Below are 17,128 nucleotides of genomic sequence, written 5' to 3'. Positions count from 1 at the left end.
ACCATTCCTTGTAGGGGTCAGGCGGGCGGCAACTGCCGCCGCGCAAAGCCGCTGTCGCGCCCGAAGCGCGTCCAGTTGAAAGCGGGCCCCGGGTCGGTCTTGCGGCCGGGGGCGATGTGTTCGTGGCCCCAGGCGGCCGCCAGGGGATAGCGCGCGCGCAGCACCGGCGTCAGTCGGCGCAGCGTCAGGTACTGTTCGTCAGTGTAGGGCAGGGTGTCGGTGCCTTCCAGTTCGATGCCGATGGAGAAGTCGTTGCAGCGCTCTCGGCCGGCGAAGCGCGAGACGCCGGCATGCCAGGCGCGCGCGTCGGTGGAGACAAACTGCACGATGCGGCCGTCGCGGCGGATGAAGAAATGCGCCGACACCCGCAGGCCGCGCAGGCGTTCCAGCCAGGGATGCGAGCCGTGATCCAGCGTGTTCAGGAACAGGCCGGCCACTTCGGGGCCGCCGAACCGCCCAGGGGGCAGGCTGATGTTGTGCAGGACCAGCAGCGACACCTGGGCATCCCGCGGACGCGCATCGCAGTTGGGGGAGGGCTGTCGGGAAACACCCGGGGCCGGCGCCAGCCAGCCATGTCGATCCAGAAGCAGAGGCATGGGACGAAAGCAGGTTGGTATCCAACATGCATTATGCCGTGCCTTGGAAGGAGGGACGGGTGGAGGGCCGATAAGGGCTCTCCGGGCGCGGTGTGGGCGGCGCCGCGTCGAGCCCTGGCGCGGCCGCGTGTCCGCCTACTTCGCCGCCGGTCCCAGCCGGGCGTGTTCCTGGCTGCACCAGGTCTGGCCGCCCAGCAACAGGGCTTCGGAGCGCGGCAGGTGGATGCCGCAGTGGGCGCAGCGAACCATGGCCTCGGGGGCGCCGGCGGCGGGCGGACTGGCCTTGGCGCGGGGCTTGGCGGCGGCGGGGGACTCCTGGCGGGCGGCGGCCATGCGGCCGGCGATGCGCGCCACGAACAGCACGCCGATGATGATGACGATCCAGAACAGCAGTTTGCCCACGTCAGCCTCGATGCAGAATGACTTCCAGCACGAACCGGCTGCCGGTGTAGGCCAGGATCAGGAAACCGAACCCGGTGAGGGTCCAGCGCAGCGCCACGCGTCCGCGCCAGCCCCAGATATGGCGGCCAGCCAGCAGCACGCCGAAAGTCAGCCAGGACAGCAGCGTGAAGACGGTCTTGTGGTCGAAGGGCAGGATCTGGCCGGTGAGCTTCATGGAGGCGATCGAGCCTGAACCCACGGCCAGCGTCAGCACCACGAAGCCGATCCAGATGATGCGGAACAGCAGTTGTTCCTGCACCAGCAGCGGCGGCTGCGAGTCCAGCACGCGGCCGATGATGCTGCGTTCGGCGGGGGCGTCCAGGGGGCGGTGCAGGTGGCGGTCGAGCAGCGCCATCAGCATGGCGTGCAGGGCGGCGATGGTGATCAGGCCGTAGGCGGCCAGGGCGATCAGCAGGTGCACGCGCAGCCAGGCGTTGTCGGCGTGGGGCACGAACTGGCCCTGGGGGAACAGGGCGGCCAGGCCGCTGGCCAGGGTGGCGGCCGGCAGCAGCAGCAATTGCAGGCCGTCGATGCGCACCAGCAGGCTTTCGAGCCAGAAGACGACCATGCCCAGCCAGATCGCGGCTGACAGGGCCAGCGCCCACCCGATGAACAGGTGGGGCGCTCCCAGCATGGATTGTTGCAGCCCGATGCCTTGGAGAACCAGGGCCCCCAGCAGGCACAGGCGGGCGACCTTGCCCGTCTGCTCGACTTCCCCGGCGCCCGCCAGGCGGATCCAGAGGGACCCTCCCAGCACGGCATACGCCAAGGCGGCCGCTGTGTGAAATACAATGCCAAGTGACATAGAAACCGTTGTCTGGATGGGGCCTGGGGGCGCATGCCGCCCGACAGCGCGCAATCCGCGCCTGCGGCCACCGTTCAATCAACTAGTTTAAGCGGAAACGCCTCTCATGCTCGATAACCTAACTCAACGCCTGTCGCGCGTCGTCAAGACGCTGCGCGGCGAAGCCCGCCTGACCGAGGCCAACACCCAGGAAATGCTGCGCGAAGTGCGCATGGCCCTGCTGGAAGCCGACGTGGCGCTGCCCGTGGTGCGCGATTTTGTCGCCCGGGTCAAGGAAAAGGCGCTGGGCGAAGAAGTCGCCGGCAGCCTCAGCCCCGGCCAGGCCCTGGTCGGCGTGGTTCACAAGGAACTGACCGCCCTCATGGGCGGCGACCTGGGCGCCGATTCCGGCGAACTGTCGCTGGCGGTGCAGCCGCCCGCCGTGATCCTGATGGCCGGCCTGCAGGGCGCGGGCAAGACCACCACCACCGGCAAGCTGGCCCGCTGGCTGAGCGAAGGCCAGCACACCCAGCACGGCCGCAAGACCGGCAAGAAGAAAGTGCTGGTGGTGTCGGCCGACGTCTACCGCCCGGCGGCCATCGACCAGTTGAAGAGCGTGGCGGCGCAGGTCGGCGTCGATTTCCTGCCGTCCGACCCCAGCCAGAAGCCCGAGGACATCGCCCGCAACGCGGTCGACCATGCCCGCCGCCACCACTACGACGTGCTGATCCTGGACACGGCCGGTCGCCTGGGCATCGACGAGGCCATGATGCGCGAGATCCGCGCGCTGCATGATCTGGTCAAGCCGGTCGAAACGCTGTTCGTGGTCGACGCCATGCAGGGCCAGGACGCGGTCAACACCGCCCGCGCCTTCGCCGAGGCGCTGCCGCTGACCGGCGTGGTGCTGACCAAGCTGGACGGCGACGCCCGCGGCGGCGCGGCCCTGTCGGTGCGCCACGTCACCGGCAAGCCGCTCAAGTTCGTCGGCGTCTCGGAAAAGCTCGACGGCCTTGAGCCGTTCTATCCCGAGCGCATGGCGCAGCGCGTGCTGGGCATGGGCGACATCGTCTCGCTGGTCGAGCAGGCCCAGAAGAACATCGACATCGCCGAGGCCCAGAAGCTGGCGGCCAAGATCAAGTCGGGCAACAAGTTCGACCTGAACGACTTCCGCGACCAGCTCGGCCAGGTCAAGAAGCTGGGCGACATGGGTTCGCTGCTGGAAAAGCTGCCGGCCCAGTTCCAGCAGGCCGCCGGCCAGTTGCAGGGCGGCCAGGCCGAAAAGCAGCTGCGCCGCACCGAGGGCATCCTCAATTCCATGACGGCCGCCGAGCGCGCCAAACCGGAACTCATCAAGGCTTCGCGCAAGCGCCGCATCGCGGCCGGTTCGGGCGTGCCGGTACAGGAAGTCAACCGCCTGCTGGCCCAGTTCGAGCAGATGCAGGGCATGATGAAGCAGATGAAGAAGGGCGGCATGGCCAAGATGATGCGCGCTATGGGCGGCATGAAGGGCATGGGCCGCTTCATGAAGGGCTGAGCGGCACGCGGGTACCCGGCGGCAGGGCTCGCTCGGGCCTGCCGGTGACCCGCTGGCCTGCGCCCCGGAATCATCACTAAAAAAATGGCCAGGCATTGCGCCTGGCCAAATCATCGCGGCTGGCAGGGGGTTCTGCGCCGCGATACGGGCCCGCAAGGGCCCATTCCGTTTGTTGCTTACGACAGCGGCGGGATGCGCAGCACCTGGCCGGGATAGATCTTGTCGGGGCTGGTCAGCATCGGCTTGTTGGCCTCGAAGATCTGGGTGTTCTTGGCGCCCTGGCCCTTGCCGTATTGCGCTTCGGCGATCTTCCACAGGTTGTCGCCCTTCTGCACCGTGTACATCTTGGCCTCGGGCGCGGCCTGCTTGACCTGCAACTGGTTGTCCACAGCGGCCACGCCGACGGTATTGCCCAGCGCCAGCGCGATTTTCTCGGCGGCTTCGGTGTTGGCGGCCTCGCCCGTGACGGTGACCTTGTCGCCATCGACCGAGATCTGCAGGCCATCCGCGTTCAGGCCGTGCTTGTCGAGCTCTTTCTTCAGTTCATCGGGCGTTGCCGCCTTGGCTTCGCTGGCACCGAAGAGTTTTTCTCCAACGTCCTTGATGAAATTGAGCAGACCCATCGTGTTTCCTTTATCTATGTTGCGGTGAGAAAAAGAGCGATGCATGTCAGGGCGCGCGGCCCGTGAACATCTTGCGTACGATGCCGGCGATGAGCGTCAGCACGGCGCCGCCGACGCCGCCGCCGACCACGCTGCCGGCAATCGCGGAAAGGTCGAGCGCGCCGTTGCCCGCCGCGACGGCGCCGGCGCCGGCCGTGATCATTGGCGCCAGCCATGAGCCGCCGGCCAGGCCACCGATCGCGCCGGCGATGGTGTTGCCCAGAGGCCCCAGGTTGAACTGCTGAAGCATTTTTCCCAGGCCGTTGCCGCCGGCGGCGCCGGCGACAAGCTGGATGATGAGGTTGATGATGACGGCGGTGTTCATGGTGCCTCCTCAGCCCCACAGGGCATTGTGCAACGTTAGAACAACAACACGACAACCTGACGACGGCAACGCCAGCACCAACGATTATGACTCGCCCCGTCGCCGCCAGACGAGGGGTTAACGTGTAACAGGTTGCTAGTCCCTCGTCAGATTCATGCAAAAAGGGCTGCATTGCTGCAGCCCTTTTTGCGATATTCGCGCGTTCGCGGAGAGGGCGAGATTCCCTCAGCCCCCGCCCACCGCGACCACGATCTCGATCTGGTCGCCGTCGGTCAGCGCGGTCTGCGCGTGCTGGCTCTTGGGCACGATTTCGCCGTTGCGTTCCACCGCGACGCGCTTGCCGGCATAGCCCAGCGTTTCGAGCAGTTCGTTCACCGTGGTGTCGAGCGGGAATTCACGGGCGTCGCCGTTCAGGGTGATGTGCATGTCGGTCTCCTCAGCGTTTGGCGTAGGCGTCGGTGGCGGCGATCAGGCGCGCCAGCGTGCCGGGTTCGTCGAAGGCGTGGCCCGCATCGGGCACCAGGTGGAATTCGGCCTCGGGCCAGGCGCGATGCAGGTCCCAGGCGCTGCGCGCGGGGGTGCAGGCGTCATAGCGGCCCTGCACGATGGTGCCGGGGATGCCGCGCAGCTTGTGGGCGTCGCGGATCAACTGGCCTTCTTCCATGAAGCCGGCGTGCGTGAAATAGTGGTTCTCGATGCGGGCGAAGGCCAGCGCGGCGCGGTCGGCGGCGTGGCTTTGCTGGTGGCGCGGGCTGGGCAGCAGCGTGATGGTGCTGTCTTCCCACTTGCTCCAGGCCTTGGCGGCGCGCAGTTGCTCGGCCGGATCGTCGCTCGTCAGGCGCTTGCGATAGGCCGCCACCAGATCGCCGCGCTCGGCTTCGGGGATGGGCGCCAGGTATTCTTCCCAGTGATCGGGAAACAGCCAGGACGCGCCTTCCTGGTAGAACCACTGCACCTCGGCGCGGCGCAGCGTGAAGATGCCGCGCACCACCAGTTCGCTGACGTGCCCCGGATGCGTTTCGGCATAGGCCAGCGCCAGCGTCGAACCCCATGAGCCGCCGAACACCAGCCACTGGTCGGCGCCCATGACTTCGGTGCGCAGGCGCTCGATGTCGGCCACCAGGTGCCAGGTGGTGTTGTTGTCCAGGCTGGCGTGCGGCGTCGAACGGCCGCAGCCGCGCTGGTCGAACAGCAGCACGTTGTAGCGCCGCGGGTCGAACAGTTGGCGATGCACCGGCGAGCAGCCGCTGCCGGGGCCGCCGTGCAGGAATACCGCCGGCTTGCCCTGCGGATTGCCGCAGAGTTCCCAATACACCTGGTGACCGTCGCCGGTCTCCAGCATGCCGTGGCGATAGGGTTCGATCGCGGGGTAGAGCATCAGGCGACTCGCTTAAAGATCAGGTCCCAGACGCCGTGGCCCAATCGCAGGCCGCGCGTCTCGAATTTGGTCAGGGGGCGGTAGTCGGGGCGCGGCGCGTAGCCGTCCACCGTGTTTTTCAACTGCGGTTCGTTGCCCAGCACGTCGAGCATCTGCACCGCGTAGTCTTCCCAGTCGGTGGCGCAATGGATGTAGCCGCCCGGCGCGATGCGGCTGGCCAGCAGCGCGATGAACGGCGGCTGGACCAGGCGGCGCTTATGGTGGCGCTTCTTGGGCCAGGGGTCGGGAAAGTAGATGTGGACGCCGGCCAGCGAGTCCGGCGCGATCATGTCACGCACGACCTCGACCGCGTCGTGCTGGATGATGCGCAGGTTGGGGATGCTGGAATCCTCGATGCGGCGCAGCAGCGAGCCGACGCCGGCATTGAACACCTCCACGCCGAGGAAGTTGTCGCCGGGACGCGCCAGCGCAATCTTTTCGGTGGTCTCACCCATGCCGAAACCGATTTCCAGCACCGTCGGCGCCGCGCGGCCGAAGGCGACGGCCGGGTCCAGGCGCCGGGCGGCGTAGGGGATCGACCACTTGCCCAGCAGTTGTTCCAGCGCGGCCTGCTGGCCCTGCGTGATGTGGCCGCGGCGGTGCACGAAGCTGCGGATGTGGGTGGCGCCGGGGCTGTTGGGGGCATGCGCGGTGCTGGCCAGCGCGGCTTCGGTCTGGGGGGAAACCGACGCGGGCGCGTCGGCGTTGCCGGGTATTGCGGGGGTGTTCACGGGCGGATTCGCAGAGCGGTTCGTTGTCATAGGCGGGATTGTAGTGGCAGCCCCGGCGGGCCGCCGTCCGCCTGGGGGATTAAATAGGGACTTATTACCGTGCACGCAACGGGGCCGGCGCGGGCGGCCCGCGCTATAGTGCAGCCGCGGCGCCCGCCTGGCGCCATCCGTCCGCCATGAATATCGCCCGCATCGACCTCGTCACGCTCTCGCTTTTCGTCTCGGTGGCCCGCCAGGGCAGCATCTCGGCCGGCGCGCGCCAGTCGCATCTGGCGGTGGGGGCGGCCAGCAAGCGGATCTCGGATCTGGAGGCCGCGCTGGATACCCAGCTGCTGTATCGCAATGCGGCCGGTGTCGAGCTGACCGAGGCCGGCCAGGCCTGCCTGGTCCATGCCCTGCGGGTGCTGCAGGAGGTGGAGCAGATGGCGGGCACCCTGTCCGATTTTGCCCGGGGGGTGCGCGGGCAGGTGCGCATCGCCGCCAATACCTCGTCGCTGACCCAGTTCCTGCCGGAAGACCTGGCGTCGTTCATGGAAGCGCACCCGGCCGTGCGCATCGACCTGGAAGAGCAGAACAGCAGCGACATCGTCACCGCCGTGCTGGAGAACCGCGCCGATATCGGCGTGTTCGCCGATCGCACGCCCGCGACGGGGCTGGCGACCGTGCCGTACCGGCTCGACGAGCTGGTGCTGATCGTGCCGCAGCGCCATCCGCTGGCGCGCCAGGCCAGCGTGGCGTTCGCCGATACCCTGGCCTACGATTACGTCGGCCTGCCGCCGGCCACGTCCCTGGCCACCCGCCTGGCCGATGAAAGCGGCCGGCTGGGCCGCGACATGCGGCTGCGCATCCAGGTGCGCAGCTTCGACGCCATCTGCCGCATGGTGGCCGCCACGCGCGGGGTCGGCATCCTGCCGCGCCTGGCGGCCGAGCCGCATGCGCGCTCCATGCCCATCCGCCTGATTCCCCTGGCCGACGACTGGGCGCGCCGCTGGCTGCTGCTCGGGGTGCGCGATGCCGATGCGCTGCCGGTGGCGGCGCGGCTGCTGCTGGCGCATCTGCGCGGCGCGCAGGACCCGGGCACGGCCTAAGCTCAGGCCCCACGACAAAGAGGCGCCTTGCACTGGCCGGTAATCGGACGCCGGGACCGCCGCTGCCGCGCCGGGCTTTCTCGATCCGGGAATGCCCCCTTCCCGAATCGTCCATTCCGCCGCCGAGGGCGATGGCGCACACTGCCGGCCATCATCGGTTGGATGCGCCCGGGAGGCGACATGGCAGGGCAGATACTCGCCGGCATACGCGTGCTGGAACTCGGACAACTCATCGCGGGGCCGTTCGCCGCCAAGACGCTGGCGGATTTCGGCGCGCAGGTCGTCAAGATCGAGCCGCCGGGGCAGGGCGATCCGCTGCGCAAATGGCGCCTGCTGCACGAGGGCACCTCGGTATGGTGGGAGGCCCAGTCGCGCAACAAGCAATCCGTCTGCGTCGACCTGCGCCAGCCCGAGGGCCAGGACATCGTGCGCCAGTTGGCGGCCGAGGCCGACGTGCTGATCGAGAATTTCCGTCCCGGCACGATGGAGAAGTGGGGCTTGTCGTGGGAGACGCTGCACGCGCTGAACCCGCGCCTGATCATGCTGCGCATTTCGGGCTATGGCCAGACCGGTCCCAAGGCGCGCGAGCCGGGCTTTGCCGCCATCGGCGAAGCCATGGCCGGGCTGCGCTACCTGAACGGCGAGCCGGGCCGCGCGCCGGTGCGCGCCGGCCTGTCGCTGGGCGACACCATCGCCGGCCTGCATGGCGCGCTGGGGGTGCTGCTGGCCCTGTACCAGCGCGATGCCCGGGGCGGCCAGGGGCAGGTGATCGACGCGGCGCTGTACGAGAGCCTGTTCAATCTCAGCGAAAGCCTGCTGCCGGAATATTCCGTGTTCGGCGCCGTGCGCGAGCCGGCCGGCGCCTCGCTGCCCGGCATTGCGCCGTCCAACGCCTATCGGTGCCGCGATGGCTATGTATTGATCGCCGGCAATGGCGACGCCATCTACACCCGCCTGATGGCCCGCATCGGCCGCGACGACCTGGGCCGCGATCCTGACCTGGCGCACAACGATGGCCGCGCCCGCCGCGTGGCCGAGATCGACCAGGCCATCGGCGCCTGGACCGGCGAGCGCGGCATCGACGAGGTGTTGCAGGCGATGCGCGAAGCCGACGTGCCGGCGGGCCGCATTTATTCCGTGGCCGACATCGCCCATGATCCGCATTACCAGGCGCGCGGGGCCATCACCCGCCTGCAGGCCGCCAGCGGCATCGCCGTGGACATGCCGGCCGTGTTTCCGTGCCTGTCGGCCAACCCTGGCGCGGTGCGCGAGCGCGCGCCGACGCTGGGCGAGCACACCGACGCGGTGCTGGCGTCGGCCGGGCTGAGCCCGGAACAGCGTGAGGCGCTGCGGGCGCGCGGCGTGATCGCATGAGCCACTTCAATTTGCGCTGCCCGGCAGCGAGGATGCAGCCATGAACACCGGTTCCCCCGTCCTGGAAATCAACGAGGTCGGCCCGCGCGACGGCTTGCAGATCGAAGCGCGCATGGTGCCCACCGAAGACAAGATCGCCTTCATCGACGCGCTGTCCGAGTGCGGTTTCGCCCGCATCGAAGTCACCAGCTTCACCTCGCCGAAGGCGATTCCGGCGCTGGCCGATGCCGGCGCCGTGATGCAGGGCATCCGCCGCCGGCCCGGCGTGATCTACACCGCGCTGGTGCCGAACATCCGCGGCCTGGAGCGGGCGCTGGAAGCCGGGGTTGACGAGATGAACCTGGTCATGTCGTGCAGCGAGACGCATAACCGCGCCAACCTGCGCATGACCCGCCAGCAGTCGTTCGACGAACTCAGCCAGGTGCTGGCCGCCGCCGCGCGCGCCGGCGCGCCTTGCAACGTGTCGCTATCGACCGCATTCGGCTGCCCCTTCGATGGCGATGTGCCGACGGCGCAGGTGCTGGACCTGGCGGCCCGTCTGGTGGATGCCGGCGCCCGCGGCATCACGCTGTGCGACACCACCGGCATGGCTTATCCCACCCAGGTCGGCGCGCTGTGCGCCGCCGCCGCGCAGCGCCTGCCGGGCACGGCGCTCACCGCCCACCTGCACAATACGCGCGGCATGGCGCTGGCCAATGCCGTCACGGCGTGGCAGGCCGGCATCACCCGTTTCGATGCCGCCGCCGGCGGCCTGGGCGGCTGTCCCTACGCGCCCGGCGCCAGCGGCAACGTCAACACCGAGGAACTGGTCCACATGTTCGAGTGCATGGGCGTGCGGACGGGCGTGTCGCTGGAACCGCTGCTCGCCATCCTGCGCGGATTGCCCGCGGTGGTCGGCCGCGAACTGTCCACGGCGCTGCTGCGCGCCGGGCCGCGCCTGGCCGCGCATCCGCCGCCCGCCTGGCTGGCGGAACGTTTCGGCGCCGCGCCGCCGGCGGCATAGCTTTTTTCCGATTCACACCACGCGCCCGCCCGCGGGCGCTTCCTACAAAAACAGCAAGGAGACAACCGCATGACCGCTTTTCGTCCCGTTCCCGTTCTACGCGCCTGCGCCGCCGTCGCGCTGGGCCTGGCCGCCACCGGCGCCGCGCACGCGCAGGCGGATTTTCCCAACCGTCCGATCACGCTGATCGTATCGGCCGCGCCCGGCGGCACCACCGACATCGCCGCCCGCCTCATCGCGCAGCCGCTGGGCGCCGCCCTGGGCCAGAGTGTCGTGGTCGAGAACAAGCCCGGCGCCTCGGGCGGCATCGCCGCCCAGGCGGTGGCCCGCGCCAAGCCTGACGGCTACACGCTGCTGTTGCAATACTCGGGCTTCCAGGTCATCACGCCGCACGTCACGCCGACCTCCGGCTGGGACCCGATCAAGGACTTTGCTCCCGTCGCCAATGTGCTGTCCGCGCCGCAGGTCGTGGTGGTGCGCCCGGACCTGCCGATCAAATCCCTGAAGGAGCTGGTCGCGTACGCCAAGGCGAATCCGGGCAAGCTCAACTACGCCTCGTCCGGCAACGGTTCATTGCAGCAGGTCGCCACCGAGCTGCTCAACCAGATGGCCGGCACGCAAATCACGCACATCCCGTACAAGGGCACCGGCCCCGCGCTGAACGACCTGTTGGGCGGCGCCGTCGACATGACCATCACCACGCCGCCGCCGCTGCTGGGCCAGATCGCCGCCGGCAAGCTGCGCGCGCTGGCAGTCACCGGCAGCACGCGCCTGGCGTCGCTGCCGGACGTGCCCACCGCCGCCGAAGCCGGCTATCCCGATCTGATTGTCTCGTCCTGGTTCGCCATGTACGCGCCCAAGGACACGCCCGCGCCGGTGGTGGACAAGATCGCCGGTGAAATCCAGAAGATCATGCAGACCGATGCCTTCCGCAAGAAGGCGGCCGAGCAGGGCGCCGAGGCGGAATTCATGGGGCCGAAGACGCTGGGCGCCTACACCCAGTCCGAACTTGAGCGCTGGGGCAAGGTGGTGAAGGCGGCGGGCATCAAGGCCAACTGACCGCGGCAGCCGGGGAGAAAAACCCAGGCTATAATCTTCGCCTCTGCCCCGGTTTTGCGCCGGGGCACGACACCCGAGCGGGTGTAGTTCAATGGTAGAACGGCAGCTTCCCAAGCTTCATACGAGGGTTCGATTCCCTTCACCCGCTCCATTCACCGACGACCAGCCGTAGCCTGCCGCGCGATGACGGCATCGACGATCCGCCGCAACTGCCGGTCGGCGTCGCGGATTGACCGGTTCTGCGCGGACACCTGCGCGCCCTCGAATATGAACGTGAGTTCGCTTGCCGTGTCTTCCGGCGACGCCAGGCCCGCCCGCTCGCACAGGCTGGCCAGCCGCCGCCATTGCCGCGCCTTGTGTTCCTCGATCAGTTTGCGGCCGGGATGTTCCGGATCGGGCAGCTCCGCGATCGAGTTGATGAACGCGCAGCCGCGGTGCGACCAGGCTCGCGCTTCGTCCGAAAAATAGGTGACCCACCCAAGGATCTGCGCGCGAGGATCGTCCGGATGCGCGGCCTCGATGGCATCGAGCGCGCGCCAGTAGTCGTCGATCACCTGGCGCAGCCATTCGGTCACCAGCACATCTTTTGATTGGAAATGGCGGTAGATCGCCATCTTCGTCGTGTTGCCGCGGGCGGCGATGGCATCGACGCCGGTCGCCCGGATGCCATCGTTGTAGAACAGCTCGCCGGCCGCCGCGAGCACGCGTTCGCGCGGCGCGGGAGTGGGGGCGGGCACGGCCTCGTTCTGGTTGTCGCTCTGTTTTCTTGTCATGGGTTCTTGACGTCGATACCGATCGGTATCATCATTCGGATTCCGTTGATACTGATCAGTATCACTCAGTGGCGATTCTATGCCACCCCTGGTCGATAGGAAACAGTAATGAAGCTCTCAGAGTACGTGCAATACGACGCGGTCGGGCTTGGCGGCCTCATCGCGCAAGGCGAGGTGAGTCCCCGGGAGCTTGCCGACACGGCGCTTCGAGCGTGCGCGCGGATCAATCCGCGCATCAACGCGGTGATCGAAAGCTGGTCGCCGGACCTGGCCGACGTTGACGCCGCGAGGGACAGAAATTCGCCTCTGGCGGGCGTCCCCTTCCTGATCAAGGATGTGGGGGTCGCGATGGCCGGCAGGAAAAACGAGTTCGGCAGCAGGCTGGCGCAAGGCTTCACGGCCGCGGCCGATTCGCTGCTGATGCGGCGCTTTCGCGAGGCCGGGCTGGTGACCCTGGGGCGCACCGCGACGCCAGAGTTCGCCTGGAGCGGCACGACCGAATCCACGCTGTGCGGCCCGACGCGCAACCCCTGGAATGTGGCCCATGGCGCGGGCGGATCGAGCGGCGGCGCCGCGGCGGCGGTTGCCGCCGGCATCGCGCCGTTGGCCCATGCCACCGACGCGGCCGGCTCGATCCGCATTCCCTCGGCGGCTTGCGGCGTGTTCGGGCTCAAGCCGACGCGCGGCCGCGTGTCCAATGGGGCCGGGCTGGAAGAGGCCATCAACGGCCTGGCGGCGCAGCTTGGCGTCAGCCGTTCGGTCCGTGACAGCGCCGCGCTGCTGGACGCGGTGCACGGCGCGGCCGATGGCGAGCCGTATGCGATTGCGCCGCCGGTTGGCCGTTACCTGGCGCAAGTCGGCATCGAGCCCGGCAAGCTGCGCATCGGCGTCATGCCGCAGGCCTGGGGAGGCCAGCGCACCCAGGCGCCCATCCTGGAGCGCCTCGCCGAGGCGGTGCGGCTGTGCGCCTCGCTCGGCCACGAGGTCGAAGAGGCCGAGGCGCCGCTGGGCGTCAGTTGGGAGGCGTTCGTGCATGCCAGCTCGGTGCTGTGGTCCGCCAACATCGCCGCATGGATCGACGGCATCGCGGGCGCCACGGGGCGCCAGCCCGACCTGGCAACCCTGGAGCCGCAGACGCTCGCGGTCTATCGGACGGGGCGCTCGATCGGCGCCATCGAGATGCTCCATGCCCTCGATCTGCGCAATGCCGTGACCCGCGGCGTGGCGGCGTTCTTCTCGCGCTACGACCTGCTGTTGACCCCCACGTTGCCCGACCTGGCTCCGGCCTTGGGGACCTATGCCGTCGGCGCAGACACGATGGACGGCCACCAATGGACCGACCGCGTCTTTGGCCGTTCGCCGTTCACCCCGGTTTTCAACGCAGCCGGACTGCCGGCCATGTCGGTGCCGTTGTTCCAGGACGCCGCGACCGGCCTGCCGATTGGCATGCAGTTCGTTGCGCCGGCCGGCCGCGAGGATGTGCTGTTCCGGGTGGCCGGCCAGCTGGAGCGCAGCCTGCCTTGGGCGGCACGGCAGCCAGGCGAGTGGGTGTCGACGGGGAACAATTGAGCCGGCGCGATTCAAGTACCCTATAGCCCATCCCCGTGCCAGAACCCCACGTATGCAAGACGATCTTTTCGGCGATGCGCTACCCTTGCCGCCGGCTAACACGCCGGATCATGCCAAGTCTCGTGCCAATCCCGATCTTTCCGCCCTTCGCGGCATGGCCAGGGTGCTGCCCGCTCCTGCGGGGCAGGAATGGCGCGCGCTCGCGGGCCAGTTGCCGGCGCCGTTGCGCTTTGGCGTCTCCACCTGGTCATACCCCGGCTGGGAAGGGCTGGTCTGGGACGGCGAATACGATTCGAGCACGCTGTCCCGGCATGGCCTGGGCGCCTACCACCGGCATCCGCTTTTGCGCACGGTTTGCGTGGACCGGACTTTCTGGCAGCCGTTGACGGCGAGCCAGTATGCCGGTTACGCGGGACAGGTCGACGATGATTTCCGGTTCGTCGTCAAATGCCCCTCCAGCATTACCGACGCCCAGGTGCGTGGCGAAGAAGGCAGGACGCGCGAGGCCAACCCGGTCTTCCTCGATCCGTCGCTAGCGGTCCAGGAATTCGTGCGGCCGGCGCTGGAAGGCCTGGGGGCCAAGCTCGGGGTCCTGGTGTTCCAGCTGAGTCCGCTGCCGCTGGGCTGGCTGAGTCGCTCGGCATCGCTGTTGGAGAAACTGGGGCACATGCTGGCGGCCGTGCGGGAGGCATTGTCCGCACATGAGGCCGTGATCGTCGCGGTGGAAGTACGCGACCCGGAACTGTTGGGCCAGGCGATGGTTGACACGCTCAAGGCGCATGGGGCCACTTTCTGTCTGGGGCTGCATGGCAAGATGCCGCCGATCGACGCGCAACTGCCGATGCTGCGCGCGTTGTGGCCGGGACCGCTGGTCTGCCGCTGGAACCTGAACCGCGTTTTCGGCCCCTATGGCTATGCCGATGCGCAGAAGAAGCATGATCCGTTCAATGCCCTGCTCAGCGAGGACATCCCCACGCGCACGGTGCTGGCGCGCACGATCCGCGGTATCACGGGCGCGGGCCAGCCGGCCTACGTGACGGTCAGCAACGATGCCGAGGGCTGCGCGCCGCTGTCCATCCTGAAACTGGCCCAGGCCATTGCGGGGTAGGGCCTGCCCGGCTCGGCATGCCGGGGCGCTGAGCCCGGCCGGCGGCTGTGCCGGGCGGGGTAAAATCCGCTCCCCATGCGCCACTCCGATTTCGACCAACGCCTCGCCGCCTTAGGCGCCCAGCCAGCTCATCGCGGGCGGGTCATGCGCGCCTGGCTGAGCGGGCAGGCGTTCGACAGCGCCGCGTGGCGGCGGCGCTTCGACAACTATCTGCCGCTGGCGCTGCGCCAGGCGCTGCCCGCCCTGGCGGCGGACCTGGACGGTCTGGCCCGCGTCCGTTCCGAGCATGCCGGCAATGACGGTTCGCGCCTGCTGGTCGATCTGGCCGACGGCCAGATGGTGGAAAGCGTGCTGCTGCCGCGCGATGGGCTGTGTGTGTCGACCCAGGTCGGCTGCGCGGTCGGCTGCCGGTTTTGCATGACCGGCAAGAGCGGCCTGATCCGCCAGGTCGCCAGCATGGAGATCCTGGCGCAGGTGGTGCTGGCGCGGCGCTTGCGCGCGGTCAGGAAAGTGGTTTTCATGGGCATGGGTGAACCGGCGCACAATCTGGAAAACGTGCTGGAAGCCATCAACCTGCTCGGCACCGAAGGCAACATCGGCCACAAGAACCTGGTGTTCTCCACCGTGGGGGACCCCCGTGTATTCGAGGCGCTGCCGCGGCAAGCGGTCAAGCCGGCCCTGGCGCTGTCGCTGCATACGACCCGGGCCGAGCTGCGCGAGCACCTGCTGCCGCGCGCGCCGAAGATCGCGCCACAGGAACTGGTGGAACTGGGCGAACGCTACGCCCGCGATACCGGCTACCCGATCCAGTACCAATGGACGCTGCTCAAGGGCATCAATGACGGCGACGACGAACTCGATGCGATCCCGCGCCTGCTCAAGGGCAAGTTCGGCGTGCTCAATGTGATTCCCTTCAACAGCCTGGAAGGCGACGACTACCAGCGACCCGAAGCCGAACGCATCCGCGAGATCGTGCGCACGCTGCATCGCCGTGGCGTGCTGACCAAGATCCGGAACAGCGCCGGGCAGGACGTGGATGGCGGCTGCGGCCAGTTGCGCGCCCGCGCCGTGGGAGCGGAGCAGGTGGTCGAACTGCGCCGCAATCGCGCGGCCAGGCGGGAAGCCGCGTAGACCGGCCTTGCCTGCAACGCGGTGGCGCGTCGTCGCGGCCGATCACGCGTGCGCGGGATTGATCAGCGAAGTCAGCACGTGGTCCGTCCAGGCGCCGTTGATCTTCAGATAGGCGCGCGCCATGCCTTCGCGCTCGAACCCCAGGCCCTTCAGCAGACGGGCGCTGCGGGCGTTCTCGGGCCGGTGGTTCGCCATGATGCGGTGCAGGCCGTGTTCGGTAAACATGAAATGTGTCGCGGCGACGAGGCATTCGCGCATCAGTCCGTGCCCTTCGCGATCTTGCGCGAGTGAGAAGCCGAGATGGCAGGCCTGGAAAACCCCCCGCACGATATTGGTGAAGTTGCAGGTGCCGACCAGACTGTCGTCGGTCCTGTCGAACAGCAGCAGGTGCACCGCCTGCCCGGCGGCGGTGTTCATCTCCATCGCGGCAAGCCGTTCTTCGGTCGACGGGGCGGTGTAGAACGCGTCGGACCGGGCGGGTTCCCAAGGCTGCAGGTGGGCCCGGTTGGCAAGATGGTATGCCAGCAAGGCGGGGGCATGCTGGCGAATCGCCGGCCGCAGCGACAGGCGTGGCGTGAGCAGGGGACGGGCCGGTGCCGTGGGCGCGGGGATCATGGGTCGACGGAGGGGGAGCAGCGGAAGGCGCAAAGATACCGCGGATGGGTGAACGGCGGAAATGCGTGGCGCCGGCCGCCCCGGCCGGCAGGCTATGCCGGCATGTCGGCCGGATGGTCCGCGGGTTCCCGGTTCAGCTTCGCGTGCCGGTACAGGCCCTCCCGGTCCAGGATCGTCATCCCCCGATAATGCGTCTGTAGCACGCCCAGCCGCGCCAGCCGGGTCAGGGCGGCGTTACAGCGTTGCCGCGACACGCCGCACAGGCTGGCGATTTCCTCCTGGGATATCTTGAGCCGGCCGTTGTTATCGGAATGTTGCTCGGCGTTCAGTTGCGCGGCGACGGCGCGGGCCACGGTGGTGTCGACGTCCAGCAGCACGTTGCCGGTGTAGCTGGCCATCAGCCAGTTGACGCGTTGCGCCAGGTGGGTCATCAGCGCCTTGGTGAACGCGATATTGTTGTTCCACAGGCGCTCGCAGGTGTCGCGCGGCAGGATCACGACCTGGCTGGGCCGTAGCGCCACCACTTCGTATTCGAACGGCTCACGGCGGATCATGGTGGCCTCGCCGAACCAGCTGCCGGTGCTGAAGCCGGCCAGCGACAGCGATCGGCCGTCCGAGCCGCGCGACGACCATTTCACCAGGCCGTCCACCACGCCGTACCAGCCCAGCGACTTGGACCCCTCGCGGAACAGGCGTTCGCCCGCCCGCAACGACACCACCCGCAGTTCGGCCCGCACCATGTCGCGCTCCAGGCGCGGCAGGCCGTTGTACCAGGGCACGACGGCCAGCATCCGGTCCACCGGGTCTGGCTTGGCCCGCCGCTTCGGGCTGGCAGGTTCATGGCCGGTTCCGGCTGCCGGTGCGCGCATGGTTGTCCCCGTTCCGCCGTGGTGAGAGCGCCCAGGTAAACCCTAGGGC

Annotated in this window: 19 protein-coding genes and 1 tRNA gene; 9 read left to right on the top strand and 11 right to left on the bottom strand. The window is 68.5% G+C overall.

The window, feature by feature from the left end:
- Positions 1–17: 17 nt before the first annotated feature.
- The 3 genes from ampD to HV701_RS10165 form a co-directional block, all read right to left on the bottom strand.
- A complete protein-coding gene (ampD, locus tag HV701_RS10175) occupies positions 18–596 on the bottom strand; it encodes a 1,6-anhydro-N-acetylmuramyl-L-alanine amidase AmpD (RefSeq protein ID WP_175132942.1) in 579 nt (192 codons plus the stop codon).
- Positions 597–731: 135 nt separating this feature from the next.
- Positions 732–998 (bottom strand): PP0621 family protein, encoded by a 267-nt coding sequence (locus tag HV701_RS10170; RefSeq protein ID WP_175132941.1) that lies wholly within the window; start codon positions 996–998, stop codon positions 732–734.
- 1 nt (position 999) lies between these two features.
- Complete coding sequence (locus HV701_RS10165; protein ID WP_175132940.1) at positions 1,000–1,842, bottom strand: cytochrome C assembly family protein; 843 nt, start codon at positions 1,840–1,842, stop codon at positions 1,000–1,002.
- A 106-nt stretch (positions 1,843–1,948) separates the two neighbouring features.
- On the opposite strand from HV701_RS10165, the gene ffh reads away from it, so the two are divergent.
- Positions 1,949–3,355 carry a signal recognition particle protein gene (gene ffh, locus HV701_RS10160; RefSeq protein ID WP_006385754.1) on the top strand — a complete coding sequence of 469 codons (1,407 nt, stop codon included), beginning with the start codon at positions 1,949–1,951 and terminating at the stop codon, positions 3,353–3,355.
- A gap of 176 nt (positions 3,356–3,531) precedes the next feature.
- Here the strand turns inward: ffh and lysM are convergent, their stop codons facing one another.
- The 5 genes from lysM to trmB all read right to left on the bottom strand — a co-directional run bounded on the left by lysM (position 3,532) and on the right by trmB (position 6,520).
- Positions 3,532–3,978, bottom strand: a complete 447-nt coding sequence (gene lysM / locus HV701_RS10155) for a peptidoglycan-binding protein LysM (RefSeq protein ID WP_175132939.1) — start codon at positions 3,976–3,978, stop codon at positions 3,532–3,534.
- 46 nt (positions 3,979–4,024) lie between these two features.
- Entirely contained in the window at positions 4,025–4,342 is a 318-nt protein-coding gene (locus tag HV701_RS10150) for a hypothetical protein (RefSeq protein WP_175132938.1), read from the bottom strand.
- 225 nt (positions 4,343–4,567) lie between these two features.
- Positions 4,568–4,768 carry a sulfur carrier protein ThiS gene (gene thiS / locus HV701_RS10145; protein WP_042795329.1) on the bottom strand — a complete coding sequence of 67 codons (201 nt, stop codon included), beginning with the start codon at positions 4,766–4,768 and terminating at the stop codon, positions 4,568–4,570.
- A 10-nt stretch (positions 4,769–4,778) separates the two neighbouring features.
- Entirely contained in the window at positions 4,779–5,720 is a 942-nt protein-coding gene (pip, locus tag HV701_RS10140; RefSeq protein WP_175132937.1) for a prolyl aminopeptidase, read from the bottom strand.
- Positions 5,720–6,520, bottom strand: a complete 801-nt coding sequence (gene trmB, locus HV701_RS10135) for a tRNA (guanosine(46)-N7)-methyltransferase TrmB (RefSeq protein WP_254595151.1) — start codon at positions 6,518–6,520, stop codon at positions 5,720–5,722. Before trmB ends, pip begins: the two co-directional genes overlap by 1 nt.
- Before the next feature lie 146 nt (positions 6,521–6,666).
- On the opposite strand from trmB, the gene HV701_RS10130 reads away from it, so the two are divergent.
- The 5 genes from HV701_RS10130 (at position 6,667) to HV701_RS10110 (ending at position 11,165) form a co-directional block, all read left to right on the top strand.
- On the top strand, positions 6,667–7,578 hold the full coding sequence (locus HV701_RS10130) for a LysR family transcriptional regulator (protein WP_175132935.1): 912 nt from the start codon (positions 6,667–6,669) through the stop codon (positions 7,576–7,578).
- 180 nt (positions 7,579–7,758) lie between these two features.
- On the top strand, positions 7,759–8,952 hold the full coding sequence (locus tag HV701_RS10125) for a CaiB/BaiF CoA transferase family protein (RefSeq protein WP_175132934.1): 1,194 nt from the start codon (positions 7,759–7,761) through the stop codon (positions 8,950–8,952).
- Positions 8,953–8,992: 40 nt separating this feature from the next.
- Positions 8,993–9,955 carry a hydroxymethylglutaryl-CoA lyase gene (locus tag HV701_RS10120; protein ID WP_175132933.1) on the top strand — a complete coding sequence of 321 codons (963 nt, stop codon included), beginning with the start codon at positions 8,993–8,995 and terminating at the stop codon, positions 9,953–9,955.
- Positions 9,956–10,024: 69 nt separating this feature from the next.
- On the top strand, positions 10,025–11,014 hold the full coding sequence (locus tag HV701_RS10115; RefSeq protein WP_175132932.1) for a Bug family tripartite tricarboxylate transporter substrate binding protein: 990 nt from the start codon (positions 10,025–10,027) through the stop codon (positions 11,012–11,014).
- A gap of 77 nt (positions 11,015–11,091) precedes the next feature.
- Positions 11,092–11,165 (top strand) — tRNA-Gly (locus HV701_RS10110).
- 1 nt (position 11,166) lies between these two features.
- Here HV701_RS10110 and HV701_RS10105 read toward each other — a convergent pair.
- Positions 11,167–11,787: a TetR/AcrR family transcriptional regulator gene (locus tag HV701_RS10105; RefSeq protein ID WP_175132931.1), complete on the bottom strand. Its 621-nt coding sequence runs from the start codon at positions 11,785–11,787 to the stop codon at positions 11,167–11,169.
- A 108-nt stretch (positions 11,788–11,895) separates the two neighbouring features.
- On the opposite strand from HV701_RS10105, the gene HV701_RS10100 reads away from it, so the two are divergent.
- The 3 genes from HV701_RS10100 (at position 11,896) to HV701_RS10090 (ending at position 15,595) form a co-directional block, all read left to right on the top strand.
- Positions 11,896–13,356, top strand: coding sequence for an amidase (locus HV701_RS10100; RefSeq protein WP_175132930.1), 1,461 nt, complete (start codon positions 11,896–11,898; stop codon positions 13,354–13,356).
- A 52-nt stretch (positions 13,357–13,408) separates the two neighbouring features.
- The gene (locus HV701_RS10095) at positions 13,409–14,464 is read left to right on the top strand and encodes a DUF72 domain-containing protein (protein WP_175132929.1); all 1,056 of its coding nucleotides are present in this window, start codon (positions 13,409–13,411) and stop codon (positions 14,462–14,464) included.
- Between the two features lie 75 nt (positions 14,465–14,539).
- Positions 14,540–15,595 carry an RNA methyltransferase gene (locus HV701_RS10090; protein ID WP_175132928.1) on the top strand — a complete coding sequence of 352 codons (1,056 nt, stop codon included), beginning with the start codon at positions 14,540–14,542 and terminating at the stop codon, positions 15,593–15,595.
- A gap of 42 nt (positions 15,596–15,637) precedes the next feature.
- Here the strand turns inward: HV701_RS10090 and HV701_RS10085 are convergent, their stop codons facing one another.
- Entirely contained in the window at positions 15,638–16,210 is a 573-nt protein-coding gene (locus tag HV701_RS10085) for a GNAT family N-acetyltransferase (protein WP_175132927.1), read from the bottom strand.
- Between the two features lie 92 nt (positions 16,211–16,302).
- The gene (locus tag HV701_RS10080) at positions 16,303–17,079 is read right to left on the bottom strand and encodes a Crp/Fnr family transcriptional regulator (RefSeq protein WP_236755649.1); all 777 of its coding nucleotides are present in this window, start codon (positions 17,077–17,079) and stop codon (positions 16,303–16,305) included.
- Positions 17,080–17,128 lie beyond the last annotated feature (49 nt).

This window comes from Achromobacter pulmonis, from assembly GCF_902859765.1.
Lineage (GTDB): Bacteria > Pseudomonadota > Gammaproteobacteria > Burkholderiales > Burkholderiaceae_B > Achromobacter > Achromobacter pulmonis.
The sequence above is the reverse complement of the archived record's forward strand: the minus strand, read 5'-3'. Positions and strand labels throughout refer to the sequence as shown.